Raw genomic sequence first — 23,671 nt, 5'->3', positions numbered from 1 at the left:
CAATGCTTAAGGAATTATCATGTCGAATATGACACCTCGTGAAATAGTCAGTGAATTAGACAGCCACATTATTGGTCAAAGTGACGCCAAACGTGCTGTTGCCATCGCCTTAAGAAATCGCTGGCGCAGAATGCAGTTAAACGAAGAATTACGTAATGAAGTTACCCCTAAAAATATTTTAATGATTGGCCCAACAGGTGTTGGTAAAACAGAAATCGCTCGTCGTTTAGCCAAGCTTGCCAACGCTCCTTTCATTAAAGTTGAAGCAACTAAATTTACCGAAGTAGGTTATGTAGGTAAAGAAGTTGAAACGATTATTCGCGATTTAGCGGATATGGCAATAAAGATGACCAAAGAGCAGGAAATGACTCGCGTAAAACATATCGCGGAAGAAGCGGCTGAAGAAAGAATTTTAGATATATTACTGCCACCACCACGTGACGGATTTGGAGCGGAAGGCGCTACTGACAATAGTAGTACTCGCCAAGCTTTTCGTAAGAAGTTTCGTGAAGGTCAACTGGACGACAAAGAAATAGAATTAGATTTAGCCGCCAGCCAAATGGGCGTTGAAATTATGGCACCTCCTGGCATGGAAGAAATGACTTCGCAGTTACAAAACATGTTTCAAGGGATGTCTAATGAAAAAACAAGTAAGCGTAAATTAAAAATTAAAGATGCTTTCAAAGCTTTGCAAGAAGAAGAAGCCGCAAAAATTGTTAACAATGAAGATATTAAAGAAAAAGCTATTTATGCTGTAGAACAAAATGGCATCGTCTTTATCGATGAAATTGACAAAATTTGTAAACGTGGCGATAGCACAGGCCCCGATGTTTCTCGCGAAGGTGTTCAACGAGATTTATTGCCACTTATTGAAGGCTCAACGGTAAGCACTAAACATGGTATGATTAAAACTGATCATATTTTATTTATTGCTTCTGGCGCCTTTCAAATGTCAAAACCATCTGATTTAATTCCTGAATTGCAAGGTCGATTACCGATTCGTGTTGAACTAAAACCGCTAACAACCCATGATTTTGTTAGAATTTTAACCGAACCCAATGCATCATTAACAGAACAATATATCGCTTTATTGGCAACAGAAGGCGTGCACGTTTCATTTAGTGAAGATGGCATTCAAGCTATCGCAAGTGCGGCATGGCAAGTCAATGAAAGTACTGAAAATATTGGTGCTAGGCGCTTACATACGATGATGGAACGTTTGATTGAAGACTTATCATTTAATGCGGACAAGCGCGCTGGCGAAACAATTACTATTGATGCAAAGTATGTAGACTCTACTATTTCTGAACTCGTTAAAAATGAAGATTTAAGCCGTTTTATCCTATAGAAAATAAAGAGTAGGAGGTTATTCTTCTACTCTTATGCCCTACCAAATAAGATGTATGCTTAAAAGTACTTTAAAAAGATACGCGCCTATAATCAAACCCATTATGAACGAGGGAATTAATGAATATCATTCAGTTTACGCTTAATCGTCAGCAAAAAAAACTGACCCTTAATTTTGATAGTAATCATCAGCTTAGTTTCGACTTTGAATACCTAAGAGTATTCTCTCCAAGCGAAGCCAAGCCTAAAAGTGGTGCTAAAACACCAGAAGTTTTTCATAAAAAAGAGGTACAATTAACACGTATTGAACCACTGGGTAAATATGGCCATCGCTTAGTATTTGATGATAAACATAGTGCCATTTTTACTGATCAAACATTCAAAATATTGTTCGAAGATTATAACGTTAACTGGCAAGACTATTGTGAAAGCTTAACCGGTAACCAGAATAGAGAAACATCGATTAACTTTGTTGAAGTGAAATAAACTATTTTATATCTGTTGCCAACCGTATGCTCTTTCCGTGGGCATTATTAATTGTAACAGATATAAATAGATAATTTTTTAGGGGCATTTTCTCTCGATAATACAAAACGCTATATATTCAAGAGAAAATGATAGTCTTAAACTTTAAACTGACTCACCTCTTTGTTTAACACAGCCGCCTGCTGAGATAACTCTTCACTCATTTGTGCATTTTGATTAGATATTTGACCCGCTTGCTCCGCAACATCTCTTATTTCAACAACATGTTTATTAACTTCCGAGGCAACCGTACTTTGCTCTTGAATGGCGGAAGCAATAGCGGTATTCATTTCCATTATTGTTGAAACATCTTGTGTTATTTCTTCTAACATTTTACCGGCTGAACTTGCTTGGTCAGCACTATCTTTCCCTTGCGTTCGACAAATAGCCATGTGTGAAACAATTTCTTTCGTTCGTCCTTGTAACGAACTAATGATTGTTTCAATTTCTTGAGTAGAGTCTTGTGTACGGCTTGCTAATGTTCTAACTTCGTCCGCAACGACAGCAAATCCTCGCCCTTGTTCACCCGCCCTTGCCGCTTCAATAGCCGCATTTAACGCGAGTAAGTTTGTTTGCTCAGCTATACCGCGAATAACATCTAATACAGAGCCTATGGTGTCGCTATCTTTAGCTAGCTCTTGAACTATGTTTTCTGATTCTCTTAATTTTTCAGAAAGCTGATCAATCTTTGCGATTGTTTGTGTTACGCCTTCTTTACCAATAATTGCATTGTTATTGGTCGCTTCAGCTTTACTCGCTGCAGCATTAGTATTATTAGCAATTTCGTCAACTGTAGCCACCATTTCAGTCACTGCTGTTGCAACCATATCAGTTTGTTGAATTTGTGAGTCAACGCCAGAATTAGCAAAATGAATATTTTTTGATAAACTATCAGTTGCCTCGTGCACACTATCAACCGACAGATTCACTGCGGTGATTAAGTTTCTAAACTTACCAAGCATATCATTAAAGCTATTGGCCATTTCCCCAACTTCATCATCGCTATTTATTAATACGCTCAGCGATAAATCTTGAGTCTCTGAAACTCGCTTCATTGTCTCGTTTAGCTGATTGATGCCTGATAGAATGCTACGACTAACAAATAGCGCAAAACCGAATGCAATAATTAAGACAACAAAAAAGACACTATAAGCGACTAAATCAACAAACTTGGAGTGTGCTACAACTTCATTTTTACTCAGTGTTACAAGTTTATCCAAAATATCATCAACTTGATGAACTACCTTGCGCATATCACCTTTAATACCTTCTTTAGCAGTTAAGCCAAGTCGTTTTTGACCCGCGACAAAATCTTTAAAAGCTTGTTGATATGATGATAAATTTTTTATTATTTGTACTTTTAGATCCGCTGATAATTCACTTGAGTCAATATCTTCGACAAAAGTATCTGCCGTATTATTCCAGCGAACGACATATTTATCATCAAGGCGCAACATAAAGTCTTTTTCATTACGTCTTAATTTCAGCATATTAGTCAGCAGTTTGTAATCATTATTACCGATTGATTCTTCAATAACATGAACCGAAGCTCTTAACAGCCCGTACAAACCGTCTTTTGGGGATAATCCTATTTCTTTTTGTGCGTCAACTAACGCGGTAAAAAGCTCTTGATAGTCACTGACTATTGAGTGCAGCTGATCTAATTCAGAAAGATCTCTGCCAATACTTTTATAAGTACTATCAAGTACCATTATATCTTTTACAAGCCCGTTATATTGTTGACTAAATTTCTCAAAGTATTTTAGTTCTTTCCTTGCTAAAAAATCCTTTTCATTGCGGCGTAGTTGTAGAATGTCAGTTTCGATATTGCCAATTTCTCGAGCAATTTTAATATCACTCCCCAAAGAAGACATCGCAAAGTTAAGTAAGCCCAACATAAACAGCATAGATAAAACCAAAATTCCGGTGTTAGCAATAAGTTTGTGCTTGATTAGCATAAAGAAGTTCCTAGAAAAATTAATTAATAATTTTGAGTATAGTTAGGTTAAATAAATTAGTAACCATTTATCTAACCTTTTTATAAATAATTATGTGAGGTGTTATATACGGGTAAAATATTTTTTCAATTCATTTTCAGGTATAGGTTTACTGATATAATATCCTTGTACAGCATCACAACCAATATTACGTAATAAACGTAATTGCTCTTCAGTTTCAACACCTTCAGCTAAAACACGCTTACCTAGCCCGTGAGAAAGCTCGACCATCGACTTAACAATGGTTAAGTCTGAGTCATTACTCGCCACTTCTTCAATAAAGCTTCTATCAATTTTAATTTTGTCTATAGGTAATTTACGCAAATAGGCCAGCGAGGAATACCCGGTACCAAAGTCATCAATTGAAACGTTTATCCCCATATTCTGCAAAATAAAAATGGTATTCATCGCTGTTGCTATTTCTGTCATAACAACATTTTCTGTTATCTCTAAATCTAAACATCGAGGAGTAATTTGATACTTAAAAAGTAGTGCTTGAATATTTTCAATTAATTGGGGATCTTGAAATTCCACCGCGGTAATATTAACCGCAATGGTCACTCGCCGATGATACGATTTTTGCAAACGTGCTATCGATTGACATGCACACTCAAGCACATAACTATCAAGGTCGCTCAGCATGTTAAGAGATTCTATATCAGGTAAGAAACTTCCTGGTTGTAACAATCCTCGCTCTGGGTGTTGCCAACGAACAAGCGCTTCGAAACCTTCTATTCTATTATTTAACAAGTTCAATTGAGGCTGAAAATATAAAACAAATTCATTCTTTTCAAATCCATCACGAATTTCTTTTTCCATCGCCAGCAACCTTCGACCATGTGATTGCATACCCGATTTATATTTAACCGTTGCTATATTTTGGCTTTCGGCTTGTGCTAGTGCTAAATTTGCTTTTTGTAATAAGTCTTCTGCTAGTTTGGCATCCTGCGGATATAGGCAGTAGCCTACTGAACATTGTAATAACACTTTATGTTGTTTGATAAAATACGGGCGATTTATTAACCCATGTAAATGTTCTATTGCAGCACTTTGCTGTTGTTGATCAACATTATTAGTAACAAAAACAAACGAATCACCACTTAAACGCCCAATCACTTTTGGCAAAAATATACTTCCATCTAACCGATTGGCTATTTCACCTAAAATTGCATCGCCAACTTTAAGACCATAAGTATCATTTACAAACTTAAAGCGTTTAATATCTAATAAGAAAACCGCTAAATTTTGTTGATTACTTTTAGCTTCCTCTATGATGAAAGGTAGTTTTTCCATGACTTGCTGCCGATTTAGTGCCCCCGTCAATGAATCGTGCTTACCCAAATATTGGGCCTTATTCATCGCTGAAATAGCAATACTTCGCTCGGCACCTTGCATCCAAATAAGCATCGAAAAAGCTAAGAGGGTAAAAGCGCCCATATCAAAATAAACGAGCACTTCAGCTAATGGTCGAAACCAATACTCGTTAATCAACATAATAGAAAGAAAGGAAAATAAGACATACCTTAAGCCCATAACAAGACTATAGATGATAAAAATATACGCTGAAAAATATTTTTTTGGAGAGTTATAGAGATAAAAACCAGCTAAAAGTAAACTACAACCCATCAAAAATGCGGGTAAGCTTTCTCGCAAGTAGAAGCGGTTGTAAACTTCATTTTCATTAAAGCCATAAAGTAAGGTTGCTGTTATAGCAAGGCAGGTACTCAGTATAAAAGTGGCACACGTAATTTTTTTTGAAAGGATTTTTTTCGAAACGGCGCTATAAATACCGAGTAAAAGTGCAGTTAAATGGAAGTAGAGGCTGAGTTGAATAAAGCACTTAAGAATAATTTTTTCTAAAGCGACATCACTTACATCAGTAATTTGGGTTTCGATAGCCAACAATAATTGATGAACACTTAAGGAGCATAAACTCAGCATCCAGTATTTTACATAATGCCGCCCTAATCCACGATAATAGATCAACAACAGTGTAGCCAATAATCCAAAAACTATAGCTTCAACAGAAAATAATAAACTGTGGTAAAAGTTTTTTTCACCCATCATGCTATATTCTCTATTAAGTTATTAGAATCTATTAAGTTATTAGAATCTATTAAATATTCTTTTTTAAAGCAATACAAGTCAGTCACTATCATTATTTACTTTTTAGCTGTTATTTTACAACAAAATATATTTAAAAGAACGGTTGTACCTAAAAGACATCAAGCTATACTAAGTTTTCAATCATATAAATTAAGAGAAAAACCATGGAATACAATACCTCAGAGCTTTGTAATATTTATGCCGACTTAATTGATGTTGTTGATCCTATCTTTTGTAATTTTGGTGGCCGTAGCTCTTTTGGTGGTCAAGTTGTTACCATAAAGTGCTTTGAAAATAATGGCTTAATCCAACAAACTTTAGCAACAAATGGCCGTGGAAAAGTACTAGTTATTGATGGCGGCGGCTCGACCCGCAGAGCACTGATTGATTTTACACTAGCAGAAACCGCTACTGAGAATGCTTGGGAAGGCATTATCTGTTATGGCAGTGTACGTGACGTTGATGCCATCGAAGAGCTCGACTTAGGTATTCAAGCCTTAGTCTCTATTCCTGTCGGTGCTAGCGATCAAGATATTGGCGAAAGTGACTTAGCAATTAACTTTGCGAGCGTGACATTTTTACCTGAGGATCACCTTTATGCTGACAATACCGGTATTATTTTATCGCCTGAGCCATTAGATATTGAATAATGGCCCGCTATTACGCCAAATACATGAACCAGAGCCCAATATTGACATTGGGCTCAGTTACTTGATTCACTCTCAGGGTATTGTTCTAACCAACGCTTGATCCATATCTCAATTTCATCGAAAATAACTCCTCGACTTAAGTGTCGACCTTGCGCATGTTCTCCTCCCATAGTGATAAATTCCTGTTCAGCATGACTATTATTAATGGAAGTACCAACAAGGGGTAACTGCATTGCACGTGTTAAGTTAATCAATGCATTTATAATCGCTTTATCTGAGCCACCAGTTTCAATATGCTTGTGACTATCACTTAAGAGATCACAATTAATTTTTATTTGATAAATACTCAATTTTCGTAAATATCGTAATGACTCATAGCTACCAGAAAAATCACCTATGGCTACCTTGATATCTAAAGACCTAAGCTGATCAATAATCGCTTTTACCCTTTGGCTAGCAGATAAAATTAACGCTTCTTTAAACTCGACAATTAAATACTTTTTTTCAACATTATACTTTTTTGCCTGTAAAATAATATAGTCAATCAGGGCTGGCTCTAGGAGCTCTTTACTTGCCAGCGAAATGGTTACTGGTTTTTTAAACCCTATTTTTTTCAACTGAACAATAGTCTTACATGCTTCAACAATCATTTGTTTTGATAACTGATAAATATCGCCGCTGTGTTCTGCAATATCAACAAACTGATCCAACGTCCAAGGCGTAACACTATCGTGGTACCAATGTACTTCCATTTGAAAACCCAACACTTTCCTATTTGCTAAGGCGACTTGAGGTTGCATATACCAATATAATTTTTCATTGGCTACATCTTGCTTTAATCGCTCCATACGTTGCAGCTGCTGATCAGTGTAAAGCGTACTATTATGATCAAAATAGCTGATAAGTTGTTGCGTCTGTTCTGAAACGAGCAAAGCGTCTTCGGCAAATGAAATGACCTCACTCAAATTATGGCTATACTGTCCAATGTAAGCTACACCAAAGGCTAACTCAAAATTAAGGGAAAAACTTTTAAAGCTCATCGCAGTGGGCACAGCTGCAGTCAGCTCACGGCAAAGCTGCTCAACTTTAGTGTTGTCTGGGTAATTATCTGCACTTAAATCGAGCACAACCAAAAAATGCAACCCTTGCAGTCGAGCTATTTTTATTGGCGACTGTTCATCTGAAAAGTTAACCAACAAGTTATTTTCAGCGACTTTTTTCTGTAAGCAATATGCTAACTGTAATAATAAGATATCAGAATTATGGCGCCCTAAAACGGTATTAACCGCTTGAAAATTTATAGGTTTAAATACTATAGTGACAAACTGGCTCTTCGATTTTTGCTTAACAATGCGGTCAAGCTGCTCAAGTGCTTGCTGGTAAGAGGGTAAATTTGTCGCTGGGTCTAATGAGTGTGAGGTCGATATTTTACCAGTTGTTTCATCGATGCCAGTAAGTTCTTTGCGAATGGCTTCTACCAAAAACCAACAACCATTAATTAAAGCGGCTAAGTAAGAAATAATAATAGCTGACACCAGCCATGTCATATTAATAAGAGCATTTAGCCAAGCGAACACAATGAGCACAAAACTAAGGTGAATCAGCCACTGTATCGTTAACCTTAAGCTGCTAGAATCTTGTATCTTTTTTGCTGAAATAACAGCCATTCCTGCAGATAAAAGCACTATAACACTGGCAGCCAGCCATGCTAAATAGCCATTAATACTGGGAAAAAACCATAAACAAAAAACAAAAGATATCGCGGTTGCCACAACAATAAAATTGATCAAATAATTAACTTTTTCAGTCGGTGCTGAATATGTACTTCGTAACCAAAAATATAGCACTGAAGAGAACACCATAGCCGATGAAAGTATCAGTTCACTTTGATAGCTTTTCGCATAAGCTAATGCATAAAGCATTAATAAAACACTGAAAGAAATTAAAAGTGGATAACAAACACGAATATTCTTAAGGGGTTTAACTAAGGCGATAATCAAGATCACAGGGAACGTTAATCCTAGAACAAAGGCAATATTAAATTCGGTGAAAGAAAAAGTGGCGGCTTGCGCAGTACTGGAAAATAAAAATAAACTCACCGCGGAAAGCAACACTTCAGGTATTGAAAAGTACCTAAAACTAAAATATTTCATATATAACCTTTACGTAATGACAAAAGACTTATCACGCACCTCTTCAATTTATAATTTACATTGACTCTAGGCTAATGCGGTATATTGAAGTGCAAAGATACATATACCATGACTAAACAACAGAGTGAATTTTGTATCCTGCCTTTTATTAATAGACTAACGGTGGAACCATAAGCGTCTTCATTATTTGCCTATGAATTTAAGTTAAATAACCTTATGTCCAGCAACGAATAATTCATCAAGTGGGTTAACACCAAATTGATAACAAAGCTCAGCGGGTTGTTCTATATTCCACATAGCGATATCTGCATCAAAATCCACAGCTAATTGTCCTTTTTTATTTGATAGCCCAAGTGCTTTTGCGCCATGGCAAGTAACACCTGCTAGTGCTTCTGTGGGAGTTAATCGAAAGAAGGTACATGCCATATTAAGCATCAGTTGAATATTATGAATGGGTGATGAACCAGGGTTTGCATCGGTCGCTATGGCCATCGGCACTTCATGCTTTCTTAATAAATCCATTGGAGGTAATTGTGTTTCACGTAAAAAGTAGAAAGCGCCAGGTAATAGTACAGCGGTCATATCTGCATTTTTCATGGCTTTAATACCGGCTTCATCTAAAAATTCGATATGATCAGATGAAAGTGCATTATATTTTGCCGCCAAGGCTGTCCCCCCTAAATTTGACAACTGTTCCGCGTGTACTTTTATCGGTAGTTGATGTTTTTGAGCTGCAGCAAAAACACGTTCAGTTTGCTCTAAACTAAAACCAATGCCTTCACAAAAAACATCAACCGCATCAGCTAAGCTTTCTTTGACTATGAGTGGGATCATTTCATTACACACTAAGTCAATATATTCATCAGGCTTTTCTTTATATTCAATAGGTAATGCATGTGCACCAAGGAAAGTACGCTTTATAGTAACCGGCAGTTTTTCAGCTAACTGCCCAGCCACTTTAAGCATTTTAATTTCGTTCATCGTATCTAGACCATAACCAGATTTAATTTCAATACTGGTCACACCTTGTTGATGTAATGTTGTTAATCGAGGTAATGCGCTGGCTAATAACTGACTTTCACTGGCTTTTCGGGTTGCTGATACGGTTGAGATTATGCCTCCGCCGGCATTAGCAATTTCTTGATAACTTTTACCTTGTAACCGCATCTCAAATTCATTGGCACGGTTACCGCCGTAAACTAAATGAGTATGACAATCAACTAAGCCAGGTGTTAACCACTTACCTTTTCCATCAATAGTTTGTACTGATTTTTCATTATATTTGGGTAAATCAGTTTTCTCACCTAACCAAGCAATTTTACCTTCACTTATGGCTAAAGCTCCATTTTTTATAGCACCATAGCTATTAGCACCATCGGTCATGGTCGCTAGATTTACATTAATGAAAAGAGTTTGCCAAGCAGAGGAATTAATCGTCATATAAGATCCAAAAATTGATTTTAACGCTAGGCTTATAACCAGCATTTATATCGAAAGATGGCGGTACCATAAGCATAGTGTCTGATTACTGATAACGCCACTTTACGTGATAGATAATAGACAAGCAAGCTTGTATATACAACCATTGACTTTAACAACAAGAAGTGAGATTGTATATACAAGTTATAGCATCAAGACTCTTAATGGTCTTGTGAACAAGAACCTAGCGAATTAACATGACTCAAGTAAAAACAGCCAAGTTTACCGTAATAAAACAGCATATTTGCCAAAAGATTGAATCTGGCGAATGGAAACAACATGCCAAAGTGCCTTCTGAAAATGAATTAGCTGAACAGTTTTCTGTCAGTCGCATGACTGCTCGTCGCGCATTACAAGAACTTACCGAGCAAGGTTTACTTATTCGTTCACAAGGGTCCGGTACTTTTGTCGCTACCTTTAAGTCACAGTCTTCATTATTAAAAATTCGTAATATCGCAGATGAAATTCAAGAACGTGGTCATATCCACCATGCGAAACAGCTTACCTTAAAAGCCGTTTCTGTTAACGAGGAAATCGCTATTTTACTTAACTTAAAAGCTAATTCAATCACTAGTGAGTCAGTATTTTATTCTGAAGTGCTGCATTTTGAAAATAACCAACCTATTCAGTTAGAGCAACGCTATGTAAATAGTAAATTAGTCCCTGATTATTTATCACAAAATTTTGCCAAAATTACGCCTCATGAGTATTTATCAAGCGAAGCCCCATTAACAGAAGCAACACACGAAATTGAAGCTGTTTTAGCTGAAAACGAAATCTGTCAGTTACTGACAATAGAACCACAAATCCCATGTTTACAGGTTAAACGACGCACTTGGTCAAGCCAAGGTGTGGTCAGTTTAGCTATTTTAACGGCACCTGGTAATAAATACCGTTTAGGCAGCCACTTAACTTTTTAATTTCGGAGCATTAAGATGACATTTAAATACGGTGTTGATCGCCTGAACCTTGATATTGTAAACGGTATTGCAGATGGCAGTATTCAAGCTGAACTTTGCCAAGAAGCTATAGATAAAATCAACATAAGCCGCCAAAGAGTAGAGAAAATGGCTGCGTCAGATAAAGCGACATATGGTATCAATACGGGCTTTGGCCCGTTATGTGATACTCAAATCTCACCTGAAGATACTAATTTATTACAAAAGAACCTACTTATTACCCACGCCGTAGGTGTCGGTAAACCCATTGAAAAAGCAATTTCAAAGCTAATGTTAATCACTAAGGTACATGCATTAAGTCAAGGTTTCTCAGGTATTCGTCTGGAAGTTGTAGAACGTATGTTAGCGTTTCTCGAACTCGATTTAATCCCCGTTGTACCAGAACAAGGTTCTGTAGGCGCATCAGGTGATTTAGCACCACTGTCCCATTTATTTTTACCGCTTTTGGGCGAAGGTGAATTTTGGCAAAGTGAAGAGGATCAAAACGACGAAATAGTACCTGCTGCATCACTTCTGCGTGCTAATGGTTTAGACGTTATGGACCTGCAAGCGAAAGAAGGCTTGGCGTTAATTAACGGCACGCAATTTATATTATCTCATGGCATCACAGCGTTAACTAAAATGCGTTATTTATTAGACCTAGCTGATATGACGGGTGCAATGAGTATCGAAGGGATGCAAGGCAGCGAATCTCCCTTTAGAGATGAGTTACATCAAACGCGTGCATTTAAAGGAAACCTTGTTGTTGCAGCGCGTATGAGAAGTTTTTTTAAAGATTCCCAAAACATGGCTGCACATGAAGGATGTGAACGTGTACAAGACCCTTATTCATTAAGATGTATTCCACAAGTACATGGCGCATCACGTAATGCGTATTATCATTTAGAAGAGTTAGTTGAAATTGAGATGAACTCTGTCACTGATAACCCCATTGTTATCAGTAGCGAAGAAGCGATTTCAGGTGGTAACTTCCATGGCCAGCCACTAGCTATGGTTCTTGACTATGCGTCCATTGCTGCTTCAGAATTGGGCAATATTTCAGACCGCCGTTGTTACCTCTTATTAGAAGGTATTCATGGTTTACCAAGATTGTTGACCTCCGCAGGTGGTTTAAATTCAGGCATGATGATCCCGCAATATACAACAGCAGCATTGGTAACAGAAAATAAATCGCTTTGTTTCCCACCATCGGCTGATAGTGTACCGACCTCTATGGGTCAGGAAGATCATGTCTCTATGGGGAGTATTTCGGGTAGACAATTAAATCAAATATTAGGTAATTTAGAAAAAATATTGGCTATCGAGTTAATGTATGCCGCACAAGCTATAGAATTTAGACGCCCTAATAAGTGCTCTGATATCATTGAGAAAAATCATCAAGTGATCAGATCAAAGGTTGCTAAACTCGAAGAAGATAGACTTTTAAAACCTGACATTGATGCCATGATCAGATTAGTACAATTACAAGTGTTTACCGTTAAATAAGGGCTACTTCTATGACAACAACGATGAATTTTAAAGAAGAAATAATGCAAGGTATCCCAAGCCAATTGCCACAAGCAAAAGCTTATCCTGCAAATGCAAATCGGGCACCTAAACGTAAAGATATACTATCACCTGACGAAAAGCAGCTGGCGTTAAGAAATGCGTTGCGTTACTTCCCTAAAGAATGGCATCAAGAATTAGCGACTGAGTTTGCTCAAGAGCTAAAAGATTTTGGCCGTATCTATATGTATAGGTTCAAGCCAAGCTATGCTTTGAAAGCACGTTCGGTTTCTGACTATCCCGCTAAATGTACTCAAGCAGCAGCAATCATGTTAATGGTTGAAAACAACCTAGATCCTGCTGTTGCACAGCATCCTGAGGAATTAATTACTTATGGTGGCAATGGGGCAGTTTTTCAAAACTGGGCGCAATATTTGTTGTCGATGAAGTATTTAAGTGAAATGGAAAGTGACCAAACGTTGCATCTTTATTCCGGCCACCCTATGGGCTTATTTCCGTCTTCAACAGAAGCGCCACGTGTTGTTGTAACCAATGGCATGATGATCCCTAATTACTCGAAACCTGATGACTGGGAAAAATTCAATGCTTTAGGTGTAACGCAATACGGGCAAATGACAGCGGGTTCTTTCATGTATATTGGGCCACAAGGCATTGTACATGGCACCACTATTACGGTAATGAATGCGTTTCGTAAGGTACTAGACAAAGGCGAAACATCTCAAGGAAAAGTATTCCTAACAGCTGGCTTAGGTGGCATGAGTGGTGCACAACCTAAAGCAGGCAATATTGCTAATTGTGTTACTGTTTGTGCTGAAGTGAATGCAAATGCCGCCACTAAACGTCATCAGCAAGGTTGGGTTGACGAGCTAATTGATAACATGGATGAACTTGTTGCCCGTGTGAAAGAAGCACAAACCAATGAAGAAGTGGTATCAATTGCCTATATAGGTAATATCGTTGATGTTTGGGAAAGTTTCTATGAAAAAGAAATTTTCATTCACTTGGGTTCAGATCAAACGTCATTGCATAACCCTTGGTCAGGCGGTTATTACCCGGTAGACATTAGTTATGAAGAATCTAATCGATTAATTCGAGAAGAGCCTGAAGTGTTTAAAGTTAAAGTACAAGAAACACTTAGACGCCATGCTGCCGCCGTAAATAAGCATACCGCTAAAGGTACTTATTTCTTCGATTATGGCAATGCTTTCTTACTCGAAGCGTCACGCGCCGGTGGTGATGTTATGGCGGAAAATGGCATTGACTTTAAATATCCATCATATGTTCAAGACATATTAGGCCCCATGTGTTTTGACTATGGTTTTGGACCCTTTCGCTGGGTATGTGCTTCGGGTAAACCGGAAGATTTAGATAAAACGGATGCTATTGCAGCAAGCGTTCTTGAAAGAATAATGCAAGAGTCGCCTGAAGAGATTCAGCAACAAATGCAAGACAACATTACTTGGATTAAAGAGGCGAAACAAAATAAGTTAGTCGTTGGCTCGCAAGCTCGAATTCTTTATGCTGACGCGCAAGGCAGAATCGAAATTGCGAAAGCCTTTAATGATGCAATTAATAAGGATGAAATTGGCCCCATAGTTTTAGGCCGTGACCATCATGATGTAAGTGGCACCGATTCGCCGTATCGTGAAACGTCTAATATTTATGATGGCAGTCGTTTTACCGCTGATATGGCAATACACAATGTTATTGGTGACAGCTTTCGTGGTGCTACTTGGGTTTCTATCCATAATGGTGGCGGTGTTGGTTGGGGTGAAGTAATTAACGGTGGTTTTGGTCTGTTACTTGATGGCAGTGAAGATGCTGAACGTAAACTAAAATCTATGCTGCTGTTTGATGTTAACAATGGTATTGCAAGACGGAGCTGGGCGCGAAATGCAGAAGCAAATTTTGCTATAAAACGCGAAATGGCAAGAACACCTAAGCTTAAAGTAACTTTAGCTAACCTAGTTGATGACGATATCTTAAATAACTTATCTCTGTAAGGTGCCAATGCTTCATTAAACAATACGTTTATTGTTAAAATATTTTAAAGCCGAGTTTACCCTCGGCATTTGATTTATTAGCAACTAGATACTTTATCTTTACTAGCCTGTCATAAAGGTGGTGTTATAATGACGTAAGGCTTTTCTCGCTAATATTAACGTTATTCTTCATGTTCCTTAACGAAATATAAAGTAAATACTTTTGGGATCTCATTTGCGCACTAGTCAATTACACAAGCTCAGTACTAATTTATCCCCAGAGCGCGTTAAATATTTTGTAAAGACAATGGCTGGTCAGAGGAGCTTTTAGTGAAAGTACCCAGCTTAGAGCTTACGTACTATTTACCGTACGGAAAAAGATGACAATAGCTTAGTGAAAAAAAATTAGCGCTATGGCGGTGAATATACTCATCGTCTTATACGCAGCGATTATAGCTGAAAGTATTTTCCGCCCATTAGCAACAAAATTAGAAAGCAGATAATTACAGACTAACGCTAGCTAATCTATTGCCCCTGAAATACTCCAACAACAAGCTTGACATAATATGTCGCATTTGCTAATTTTAGATTAACAAAGTAGATCATATATTTTACTTAATTATAATCATGTAACAACAGTATCTATATTTATTTAACCTGTTAATCTAATGATCTATTAATGACAAGGAGTTAGCGGTGGAGTACATTCTTTTCTTTGAAACCTGGATCGTTTTAGCCATTTTATTTGCTTGCGCTGAAATTTTTGTTCCGGGTGGCATACTATTAAATTTGGGCATCGCTTCATTGTTAGTCGCAATTGGCGTACAACAACAACTACTCGATACATGGACATTAACCTTAACGACTTGGTTTATACTGGCTTCATTTCTACTATTTGTGCTTTATTTTGTCACCGATCGTTTTTTTAGTAGTGAATATACAGTCGATAATATTTATGAAGAATTAGACATTTATGGCAGAGAAGTCACTGTCTTAGAAAAAATTGGCCCAGGCACACATGCTGGGCGCGTAGAGTTTCAAGGCACAACATGGACAGCACTGGGCGATGGTTCAGAGCTAAGCAAAGGTAGCCACGCCACAATCGTTTGTAAAGAAAATATCTCTCTCGTTGTTGAACCAATAAAGTAACAACAGCAAAAAACCTAAAATGATAACTAAAATATAGGAACAACCTATGCTAGCCACACTCACCTTTATATTTCTTGGATTACTCTTTATTGTCGTAAAACTTGTACTTATTGTGCCGATGAAAGAAGTTTGTATTATCGAACGTTTAGGTAAATTTCGCGCAATAATGAGACCAGGATTACACTTTCTTATTCCTTTTATTGACCGCGTTGCTTATCGCCATGAGACAAGAGAACAAGTCTTAGACATTCCGTCACAAAGCTGTATCTCGCGCGATAACATACAAATTGAAGTTGACGGTTTAGTTTACATCCAAGTAATGGACGGCGCAAAAGCAAGCTACGGTATAGAAGATTATCGCCGTGCCTGTGTCAATTTAGCGCAAACCACTATGCGTAGTGAAATAGGTAAATTGAAACTGGGTCAAACGTTTTCAGAACGAGACACTCTTAACGAAACCATTGTCCGTGAAATAGACAAAGCGTCAGATCCTTGGGGCATAAAAATGTTGCGTTACGAAGTAAGAAATATCACCCCTTCTGCAAATGTTATTCATACCCTTGAAAAGCAAATGGAAGCCGAGCGAAGAAAGCGTGCAGAAATCACCTTAGCAGAAGCTGATAAAGAGTCGACGATCAATTTGTCTGAAGGAGAGCGTCAAGAGGCGATTAATATTTCAGAAGGCGATAAGCAGCGACAAATAAATGAAGCACACGGTTTCGCAAAAGAAATTGAAATATTAACACAAGCAACCGCTGAGGGTATGAATATGATCGCAAAAGCATCAATGACCCCAGGGGGCGATAAAGCAATAAAAATGCGCTTACTTGAGCAATTTATCAAGCAAACAGGCTCTATATTAAAAACGGCAGATGTTTCGATTATGCCAGCTGAAATGGCCAAGTTAGAAGGTTTCTTCGAAGGCATGGACAAAGTAACGCAAACTGTTCAAGGAGCGAAATAATGATAGAACAAACAATAAGTAATATTGGCGCTGACAGTAATCTTGATATCGTGATACTCGCTATTTGGGGCGCTATATTTATCTTTTTAGCTTATAAGTTTGTACAAGCTATTTGCTTAGTACCAACAAAATCTGCCTATGTGGTTGAACGTTTAGGGAAATACCGTTGCACATTAGAAGCCGGGTTTCATATTTTATTGCCATTTATTGACCGTGTTGCTTTTATTCAAGACTTAAAAGAAGAAACAATCGACGTACCACCACAAGAATGTTTTTCAAAAGATGAAGTCAATGTTGAAGTTGATGGCGTAATTTACATTGAAGTTATCGACTCATTGAAAGCAAGTTACGGGATCACTGATTATCGTTTTGCAGCAATGCAATTAGCACAAACTACCACGCGTTCTGTTATTGGTACTTTGGATTTAGACCGTACTTTTGAAGAGCGAGATATTATCAGCGCAAAAGTGGTAGAAGTCTTAGATAAAGCAGGTGAAAGCTGGGGAATACGAGTACATCGCTATGAGATAAAAAATATTACCCCACCTGATACCGTTAAAAATGCCATGGAGTTACAGGTAAATGCAGAACGTGAACGTCGTGCAATTTTAGCAAAAAGTTTGGGAGACAAAGCTAGCCGTATTAACCGCTCTGAAGGCTTAATGACTGAGATGATAAATATCTCAGAAGGCGAAAAGCAACGTCGTATTAATTCAGCAGAAGGTAAAGCAGCACAAATAATAGCTATCGCTCAGGCAACTGGAGATTCCATCACTAAAATCGCTATTGCTATTGAACAACCGGGCGGGCAACAAGCACTTGATTTACAATTAACTGAACAGTATCTCCAACAAATGCAAGGTCTTAGCCAGGCAAACAGGAAAGTTATTCTACCGGCGAACTTGCTTGACTTTAACCAGTGGTTATCAATATCTGGTATTAAATAAGTTAAAGGTGTAAAAATCACAAGAAAAAAAAGTAATAAAACACGTAGTGAAGGAATCTTTTAGCTACGTGTATTTTTTTGATAAAATAGTACAATATTTTGGCTTAAAAGAGGAAAAAGCCAATTAACGCCAACATAACAGCCGAACCAAAAACAAATACATTATTGCCCAAAGTTAATTTTTTTTCTGCTAAACGTAGCCGTATTTTAATTATCGCGATATAAAAAAGTGTTGCGGTTAAAGCTGTAACAAAATGAGTCAGTAAGGTATTAATTTCGCTATTATTTTGCCATAAAAACACAATGCCCCGCTTATTAACAAAGAACAGATTTAAAAGCGAAATATGAAACCATAGAACAAAAAACAACTGAGTCGTTTTGTTTTTCAACCAATCTTTAAACATCCTACAGCCTTACTACTGACTTATATAACCAAACAATTAAATCATCATGAGTGAACTGATAATTAAAGCGATAACGAAGCTTTGCATCATCAATGCGTTTACCAAAACGCATTGATGATGCAAACGAGAACTCTGGTGCAGGTAAGTTTAAGGCGTTAGCGGCCGCACGATAATAATGTTGTTTACTGGTTTCAGTCGCACTTACCGCATTATAAGTACCGCGAATGTCTTCATTAGCGATAATCTCCATAAGTACACCTACCGCATCATCTTGATGAATTAGATTAATAAAAGACTGAGGCTCAGCAAGCACCTTCTTTCCTTGGAGAAATCGGCCTGGATGACGTTCAGGGCCAACTAAGCCTGCTAGGCGTAATATGACTGATGTGCCCGAGAAGGAACGCACTGTTTGCTCTGCCGTATTAATAATAGCGACTTTATCTGCATTCATGTCCAAAACAGATTGTTCATCAACTAAACCAGACAAACCATTATAAACAGCCGTAGTGCTGAGCAGTACGATCTTATTGACATTACCCAGTTCTGCCATTTCAACTAACTGAGCAACTTTTTCAGGGTAATCACTGCGACCTTGACGGAGCTGTGGCGTAATAGAAATAATCAGCGTGTCATGAGTAAAGACGCTCAACACCAAAGATTTAGGGTCAAGAACTGGCAAACTTAATTGTTCAGCATTAATATTCTCTTCGCACAGTTTTTGCTTTTTTTCTTCACTTTGTACCGTTACAGTCACACGGTATTGTTTAATCAGTAATTGCTTTGCTAAAGCGTGGCCTAACCAACCACAACCTATAATCGCAACACTTTTTAGCATGGAGACCCTTAATTTTTTTGCGAGGTTTGTTGTTGATGATGCTGCTTAATTTTATGTACAACGTCATCAGAAATAGCGTTTGGAACAGGTATAGAAAGATTATACTGTAAAATTCTCCACCCCTGTGGCGTTAGTCGAAGCACACCAGAACCTCGGCATTCACCGTAATTTTTACTGTCGAGTAACTCATCAAAAAAAGCCAGTCTTTCGTCTTTTATATCCGTTTGAATGAGTGTGATATTTCTTTGACGCGGCTTATATAGCCAGCCTCGCCCTTGACTAAAATAGGGGGTTACGAAGTCAATAAATTGTTTTTTGGTCCAGCGTTCTTCACCATCAGTTCCTAAAAAAATAGCTTGCTCATCAAGTAGGCTTAAATAGAGTTTTTGGTTAGCACTTGCTGCCGCTTGATGGAAAGTATCAAGCACTTTGTTAATGTCGTTATTTGCAAATAAAGTTAAACTAAAGAAGTAAAGACTTAACATAAATCCTATTTTTTTAATTATCATTCCAACCCCTAAAGTGTCGTTATTTCGACAATACAAAATATAAACCGTTAAAGGTTGCCGCAACATTTTCACCACTAAAGACTTCCACCTCTACAGATAATTTTATTTTATCTTGGCTGAGTAAATCATCAACACAACCCGTGGTGTGCACCTCGCCTGTCTTAGCAAAGGCAACTCCTGCTACTGGGCTATGATATCGAATTTTTGCATCCGCTAACACTATATTGCCCTTAAGGTTGTGCTGTTGAATCAATAAATGAACCCAGCCCCACCCTGTTAATGTCGCAAGGGTGTAAATACTGCCTGCAAACATAGTGTTATGTAAATTTTTATTAAATGCTTCATCACAAGTAGTAACTAATTTTTGTTGATCATAATAGCCAATGGTCACCCCCATAGCCTTGCTCATCGGAATAGTGTTAGACCAAATATCTTGCAGGGCTATCGATAAGCTATTGTTATGTAAATAATGTGTCTGAAGCTTTTTTTCCATATTGAAATGTTTAACGTTATTGAACAATAAATGTGAAAAGCTAATATTTTGATAAGAAAGTTTTTCATAGAAATTAATAGCTTGTTCACGTGCTTTTAATGAGAGTTTCTTTATACCTAGGCTTATCGCAAACTGCTCGAGGGCGATGACTAATTGCTTGCCTAACCCCTTGCCCTGAAAGTCATCAGCAACCGCCATATAGCGAATTTGTCCTTGCAACATTCCACTAAAATGAAGGCGAGCCACCGCTATAATGTTACCATCACTGTTAAAGATAGCTCGATGAACCGCCTGCGTTTCGAGTTCGTCTCTTTCACTCCCTTTTTCTTGCTGTAATGGTTTACGCAATATTTTCCAGCGTAGATGGTAGTATTGCTCAAACTCTTGCTGGCTTATGGGTGATCGACACTCAAACATTCGCTATGCTTACCTATAATAATTAAAAAAATTCGTTTATACGCTATTATGAAATTAGTCAAACATATCCAACAAGGTCACTTGAGTTACTTTACGCAAAATAATGATGCGATTTCAGTCAGTGAAAATCAGCATTATCGTTGGTTAGCTTTCGACAATGTCGTTCAAAGTATGATGCTCAAGCGAAACCCTTCACAACTTACCTTTCCTCATCAAATCAGCTTATTATCACCTTTACTTTTTTTTCGCCCTAAACGCGTGGTTGAATTTGGTCTAGGCGGTGGTAATTTAGCACGATTTTTATTACATCATTCTCCTGATCTAACTTTAGATACTATTGAATATTCTCAAGAAGTTATTGAATGTTTCGAACGTTTTTTTAATCCACAGACAGCAAACGTTCATTTACATCATTGTTCTGCGCTCGATTGGCTTCATTATCATAAAAAAATAAAACCTGATTGGTTCATTTGTGATATTTACCAAAAAAATCAATCGATTAATGATTCATTAATCTTAACTAAAAACATATTGAAAAAAGTAGGAGAGCAAGCAGTCTTATCACTTAACTTACCGAGTCCATCAAACGAAGAGATTAACTATTTTCTTTCGGAATTAAAAGTACTCGCTCCAAATAAACAGTTAGTTTACTTTCACATACCGCATTACTTGAATGTTATTATTCATTTATTACCCAAAAATATGGTGAATCAACCTGAAGGTTTTTTAATGGACACCACCATTTTACCTACTAGAACCTTTAACCGTTGGCGCAAATATTGGCGACACGGTATGCAGTAGTTAACCTTAAATTAGCACGTTAATGTAAATGTAACGGGGCCATCATTAACTAAAGCCACTTTCATATCAGCACCAAATTCGCCGGTAGGTACAACAAAACCTTGTTCCCGTAATTGTAGACAAAAGTATTGATATAATGGGATGCTGATTTCTGGTTTCGCTGCATTAGTTAAGCTTGGCCGCATTCCTGAACGCGTATCTGCTGCTAGTGTAAATTGTGAAACAACTAATATTTTACCATTGATTTGGCCGACATTAAGATTCATCTTTCCCGCATTATCTTCAAAGATACGGTAGCCAGCGACACGTTCTGCCAACCGCTTCGCTTTAGCTTCATTATCGTCTGATTCGATCGCAAGAAAAACTAAAATACCGTGCTCGATTTCCCCTATTATTTTTTGATTAACAGTAACACTTGCTTGTGAAACTCGTTGGATAACTGCGATCATATTGGTTGTTCAGCTAGAAAATTTGCCATAGTATCGCTTGCCCGACAAAAAGCATCAATAGTTTGTCGCTCAAAACCACTATGGCCCGCAGCGGGTAAAATTTGTAATTGGGCGTTATCCCAATGCTTAGTTAGTAAATAGGCATGATGAAGCTGACAAACCATATCATAACGACCATGAAGAATAATTGCAGGTATTGCCGTTAGCTTAACAATATTTTCAAGAATATAATTTTCTTTAATAAAACAATGTTGAGTAAAATAATGACTCGAAATCTTTGCCATACATAATGCTTGATGTGCATCTTCGACCTGCGCCATACCAATGTGGTGATGCTCGATTGTTGATAGCCTTAATTCCCATAATGCCCAGGCTTTGCTGGCAGAAATTACTGCGACCTCATTACTTGAGTGTAAGACTTGGTGATAACCTGCAAGTGGGAACTTTTGTAATTCACCCGGTAAATGATCAACAAATTCTTGATAGTATTCTGGAAAGAAACTTTGTGCTCCGTACGACCCATAAAGCCATTGATATTCAGTTTCAGTGGCAAGAAATATGCCTCTTAAGATAAAACCTAAAACCTTTTCTGAATGCTCTATACCATAATTCAGTGCTAGTGTTGTACCCCATGAGCCCCCACACACTAGCCACTTTTCAATATTTAGATGCTTGCGAATCACTTCAATATCATTAACCAAATGTGCTGTCGTATTGTCTTTTATCGACGGAGAAGGCTTTGAGCGACCACAACCACGTTGATCAAATAAAATGATACGATATTGTTCAGGATCAAAATAACGGCGGTGGTTCTTACTTGTACCGCTACCAGGGCCACCGTGAAGGTATAACACTGGAATTCCTGTTGGATTACCTGATTGCTCAAGATATATTTCATGCTGTTCGCTAACAGAAAGAAACTCTTGTGCATACGTGGATAATTTAGGATATAAAGACCGTGACATTTATTTACTCAATATTTTTTTGCGCCATAAATATGATTATGGCGCAAAATAGTAAAACTGTCAGTTTGAGTTAAGTATAAATAAATTTAGTTTGCGGGTGCTATTCTTGGTGATAACTTGCTAATAAAGTAATGAATATTTTAACTTTGATCGTGTTCTTCTGGATTAAAATTCTCTAATGAAACGGTAAATAAGGCGCCAATAAGAACAACTAGCCAAGATAAGTAAACCCATAAAAAAAGAATGGGAATACCCGCTAAAGCGCCGTAAATACGTTCATAAGAAGGTAGTTGCGTTATATAAAAAGCAAAACCTTTTTTGGCGACTTCAAATAAAAGTGCGGCTAAAGTTGCCCCTAATAAAGCGTGTTTAATAGGGACGACTTTATTAGGAACAACGATATATAAAATAAGAAATGCACCGATTGAAGCAAAAACGGGTAAGGCTCTTAAGGCAATATTAGTAAGGCCAAAAATATCATAAGTTCCTATCGATATTAATGAAACGATATATGAGGTTGCCGCGATACTGCTTCCCATTAAAACAGGGCCTAATGTCAGAACCATCCAATACATAGAAAAAGCAGTAACAATACGCCTTTTTGCTGTTACTCGCCAAATTTTATTGAGGCTCGTATCAATAGCTGAAATCAATAACAGCGCGAATAAAAATAAAAAAGTAATAGCAATAGCTGACATTTCTGATGCATTAGTCACAAAACCCGTAATATGCTCTTTAACAACGTCACCTGCAGCAGGCATGAAATTTTGATAGACAAAGTTTTCAATGATGCCTTTTATCTCAGTGAAAATAGGAAAGGCTGTCATGACTGACAACATCACAACAATTAATGGTACGAGTGACATTAAGGTAACGTAAGATAAATAGCCGGCGGTAATATGCACCTGCTCTTTTGATATTCTCTTTAGAAAAAACAATATAAAATGCCAAATAGCCTGATTTTGGCGGTTGCTTTTAATCGTTTTAATCCAGTTCATTACAAATTAATTATTATCTTATGATGAACAATATATT

21 protein-coding genes are annotated in these 23,671 nt (G+C 37.5%); 10 read left to right on the top strand and 11 right to left on the bottom strand.

The features are described 5' to 3' along the window. Window positions 1-19 precede the first annotated feature (19 nt). Entirely contained in the window at window positions 20-1,348 is a 1,329-nt protein-coding gene (gene hslU, locus H4J52_RS07365) for an HslU--HslV peptidase ATPase subunit (protein ID WP_182224435.1), read from the top strand. A 119-nt stretch (window positions 1,349-1,467) separates the two neighbouring features. Further along, the gene (locus H4J52_RS07360; RefSeq protein ID WP_182177575.1) at window positions 1,468-1,833 is read left to right on the top strand and encodes a gamma-butyrobetaine hydroxylase-like domain-containing protein; all 366 of its coding nucleotides are present in this window, start codon (window positions 1,468-1,470) and stop codon (window positions 1,831-1,833) included. A gap of 137 nt (window positions 1,834-1,970) precedes the next feature. Here H4J52_RS07360 and H4J52_RS07355 read toward each other — a convergent pair whose 3' ends face one another. Both H4J52_RS07355 and H4J52_RS07350 read right to left on the bottom strand, forming a co-directional pair. Continuing rightward, the gene (locus H4J52_RS07355) at window positions 1,971-3,830 is read right to left on the bottom strand and encodes a methyl-accepting chemotaxis protein (RefSeq protein ID WP_182223590.1); all 1,860 of its coding nucleotides are present in this window, start codon (window positions 3,828-3,830) and stop codon (window positions 1,971-1,973) included. Between the two features lie 102 nt (window positions 3,831-3,932). Beyond that, window positions 3,933-5,936: a bifunctional diguanylate cyclase/phosphodiesterase gene (locus tag H4J52_RS07350; RefSeq protein ID WP_182177579.1), complete on the bottom strand. Its 2,004-nt coding sequence runs from the start codon at window positions 5,934-5,936 to the stop codon at window positions 3,933-3,935. 203 nt (window positions 5,937-6,139) lie between these two features. Between H4J52_RS07350 and rraA the strand changes: the two genes are divergently transcribed. Then, window positions 6,140-6,625, top strand: coding sequence for a ribonuclease E activity regulator RraA (gene rraA / locus H4J52_RS07345; protein ID WP_182177581.1), 486 nt, complete (start codon window positions 6,140-6,142; stop codon window positions 6,623-6,625). Window positions 6,626-6,678: 53 nt separating this feature from the next. Here the strand turns inward: rraA and H4J52_RS07340 are convergent, their stop codons facing one another. Then, window positions 6,679-8,778, bottom strand: a complete 2,100-nt coding sequence (locus tag H4J52_RS07340) for a GGDEF domain-containing phosphodiesterase (RefSeq protein ID WP_182177583.1) — start codon at window positions 8,776-8,778, stop codon at window positions 6,679-6,681. A gap of 204 nt (window positions 8,779-8,982) precedes the next feature. Continuing rightward, window positions 8,983-10,218 carry an imidazolonepropionase gene (hutI, locus tag H4J52_RS07335; RefSeq protein WP_182177585.1) on the bottom strand — a complete coding sequence of 412 codons (1,236 nt, stop codon included), beginning with the start codon at window positions 10,216-10,218 and terminating at the stop codon, window positions 8,983-8,985. Window positions 10,219-10,454: 236 nt separating this feature from the next. Between hutI and hutC the strand changes: the two genes are divergently transcribed. The 6 genes from hutC to H4J52_RS07305 all read left to right on the top strand — a co-directional run bounded on the left by hutC (window position 10,455) and on the right by H4J52_RS07305 (window position 17,764). Further along, a complete protein-coding gene (gene hutC, locus H4J52_RS07330) occupies window positions 10,455-11,177 on the top strand; it encodes a histidine utilization repressor (RefSeq protein WP_182177587.1) in 723 nt (240 codons plus the stop codon). A gap of 15 nt (window positions 11,178-11,192) precedes the next feature. Then, on the top strand, window positions 11,193-12,701 hold the full coding sequence (gene hutH, locus H4J52_RS07325) for a histidine ammonia-lyase (protein WP_182177589.1): 1,509 nt from the start codon (window positions 11,193-11,195) through the stop codon (window positions 12,699-12,701). Between the two features lie 11 nt (window positions 12,702-12,712). Continuing rightward, complete coding sequence (locus H4J52_RS07320) at window positions 12,713-14,725, top strand: urocanate hydratase (RefSeq protein WP_182224434.1); 2,013 nt, start codon at window positions 12,713-12,715, stop codon at window positions 14,723-14,725. Between the two features lie 675 nt (window positions 14,726-15,400). Then, window positions 15,401-15,853 carry an NfeD family protein gene (locus tag H4J52_RS07315; protein WP_182177593.1) on the top strand — a complete coding sequence of 151 codons (453 nt, stop codon included), beginning with the start codon at window positions 15,401-15,403 and terminating at the stop codon, window positions 15,851-15,853. 46 nt (window positions 15,854-15,899) lie between these two features. Continuing rightward, window positions 15,900-16,817: a slipin family protein gene (locus tag H4J52_RS07310; protein ID WP_182177595.1), complete on the top strand. Its 918-nt coding sequence runs from the start codon at window positions 15,900-15,902 to the stop codon at window positions 16,815-16,817. Next, window positions 16,817-17,764, top strand: coding sequence for an SPFH domain-containing protein (locus H4J52_RS07305; protein WP_182177597.1), 948 nt, complete (start codon window positions 16,817-16,819; stop codon window positions 17,762-17,764). The genes H4J52_RS07310 and H4J52_RS07305 overlap by 1 nt, the downstream gene beginning before the upstream one ends. A gap of 103 nt (window positions 17,765-17,867) precedes the next feature. Here the strand turns inward: H4J52_RS07305 and H4J52_RS07300 are convergent, their stop codons facing one another. From H4J52_RS07300 to H4J52_RS07285, 4 genes are read right to left on the bottom strand one after another with little or no spacing between them, the layout of a single operon-like run. Next, the gene (locus H4J52_RS07300; RefSeq protein ID WP_182177599.1) at window positions 17,868-18,167 is read right to left on the bottom strand and encodes a hypothetical protein; all 300 of its coding nucleotides are present in this window, start codon (window positions 18,165-18,167) and stop codon (window positions 17,868-17,870) included. A 1-nt stretch (window position 18,168) separates the two neighbouring features. Beyond that, a complete protein-coding gene (locus H4J52_RS07295; protein WP_182224433.1) occupies window positions 18,169-19,002 on the bottom strand; it encodes an NAD(P)H-binding protein in 834 nt (277 codons plus the stop codon). 8 nt (window positions 19,003-19,010) lie between these two features. After that, on the bottom strand, window positions 19,011-19,511 hold the full coding sequence (locus H4J52_RS07290; protein ID WP_182177603.1) for a nuclear transport factor 2 family protein: 501 nt from the start codon (window positions 19,509-19,511) through the stop codon (window positions 19,011-19,013). 19 nt (window positions 19,512-19,530) lie between these two features. Further along, on the bottom strand, window positions 19,531-20,421 hold the full coding sequence (locus H4J52_RS07285; RefSeq protein ID WP_182177605.1) for a bifunctional GNAT family N-acetyltransferase/hotdog fold thioesterase: 891 nt from the start codon (window positions 20,419-20,421) through the stop codon (window positions 19,531-19,533). Window positions 20,422-20,469: 48 nt separating this feature from the next. Between H4J52_RS07285 and H4J52_RS07280 the strand changes: the two genes are divergently transcribed. Then, a complete protein-coding gene (locus tag H4J52_RS07280; RefSeq protein WP_182224432.1) occupies window positions 20,470-21,222 on the top strand; it encodes a spermidine synthase in 753 nt (250 codons plus the stop codon). An 11-nt stretch (window positions 21,223-21,233) separates the two neighbouring features. Here H4J52_RS07280 and dtd read toward each other — a convergent pair whose 3' ends face one another. The 3 genes from dtd to H4J52_RS07265 all read right to left on the bottom strand — a co-directional run bounded on the left by dtd (window position 21,234) and on the right by H4J52_RS07265 (window position 23,634). Beyond that, on the bottom strand, window positions 21,234-21,671 hold the full coding sequence (gene dtd, locus H4J52_RS07275; RefSeq protein ID WP_182224431.1) for a D-aminoacyl-tRNA deacylase: 438 nt from the start codon (window positions 21,669-21,671) through the stop codon (window positions 21,234-21,236). Beyond that, window positions 21,668-22,636: a prolyl aminopeptidase gene (gene pip / locus H4J52_RS07270; RefSeq protein ID WP_182177610.1), complete on the bottom strand. Its 969-nt coding sequence runs from the start codon at window positions 22,634-22,636 to the stop codon at window positions 21,668-21,670. The genes dtd and pip overlap by 4 nt, the downstream gene beginning before the upstream one ends. Window positions 22,637-22,776: 140 nt before the next feature. Beyond that, window positions 22,777-23,634 carry a virulence factor BrkB family protein gene (locus H4J52_RS07265; protein ID WP_182177612.1) on the bottom strand — a complete coding sequence of 286 codons (858 nt, stop codon included), beginning with the start codon at window positions 23,632-23,634 and terminating at the stop codon, window positions 22,777-22,779. Between the last annotated feature and the right edge of the window lie 37 nt (window positions 23,635-23,671).

It is taken from the genome of Colwellia sp. MB02u-14 (genome assembly GCF_014076915.1).
Taxonomy (GTDB): domain Bacteria; phylum Pseudomonadota; class Gammaproteobacteria; order Enterobacterales; family Alteromonadaceae; genus Colwellia_A.
Note: the sequence above shows the minus strand (reverse complement) of the source record. Positions and strands in the feature narration are given on the sequence as shown.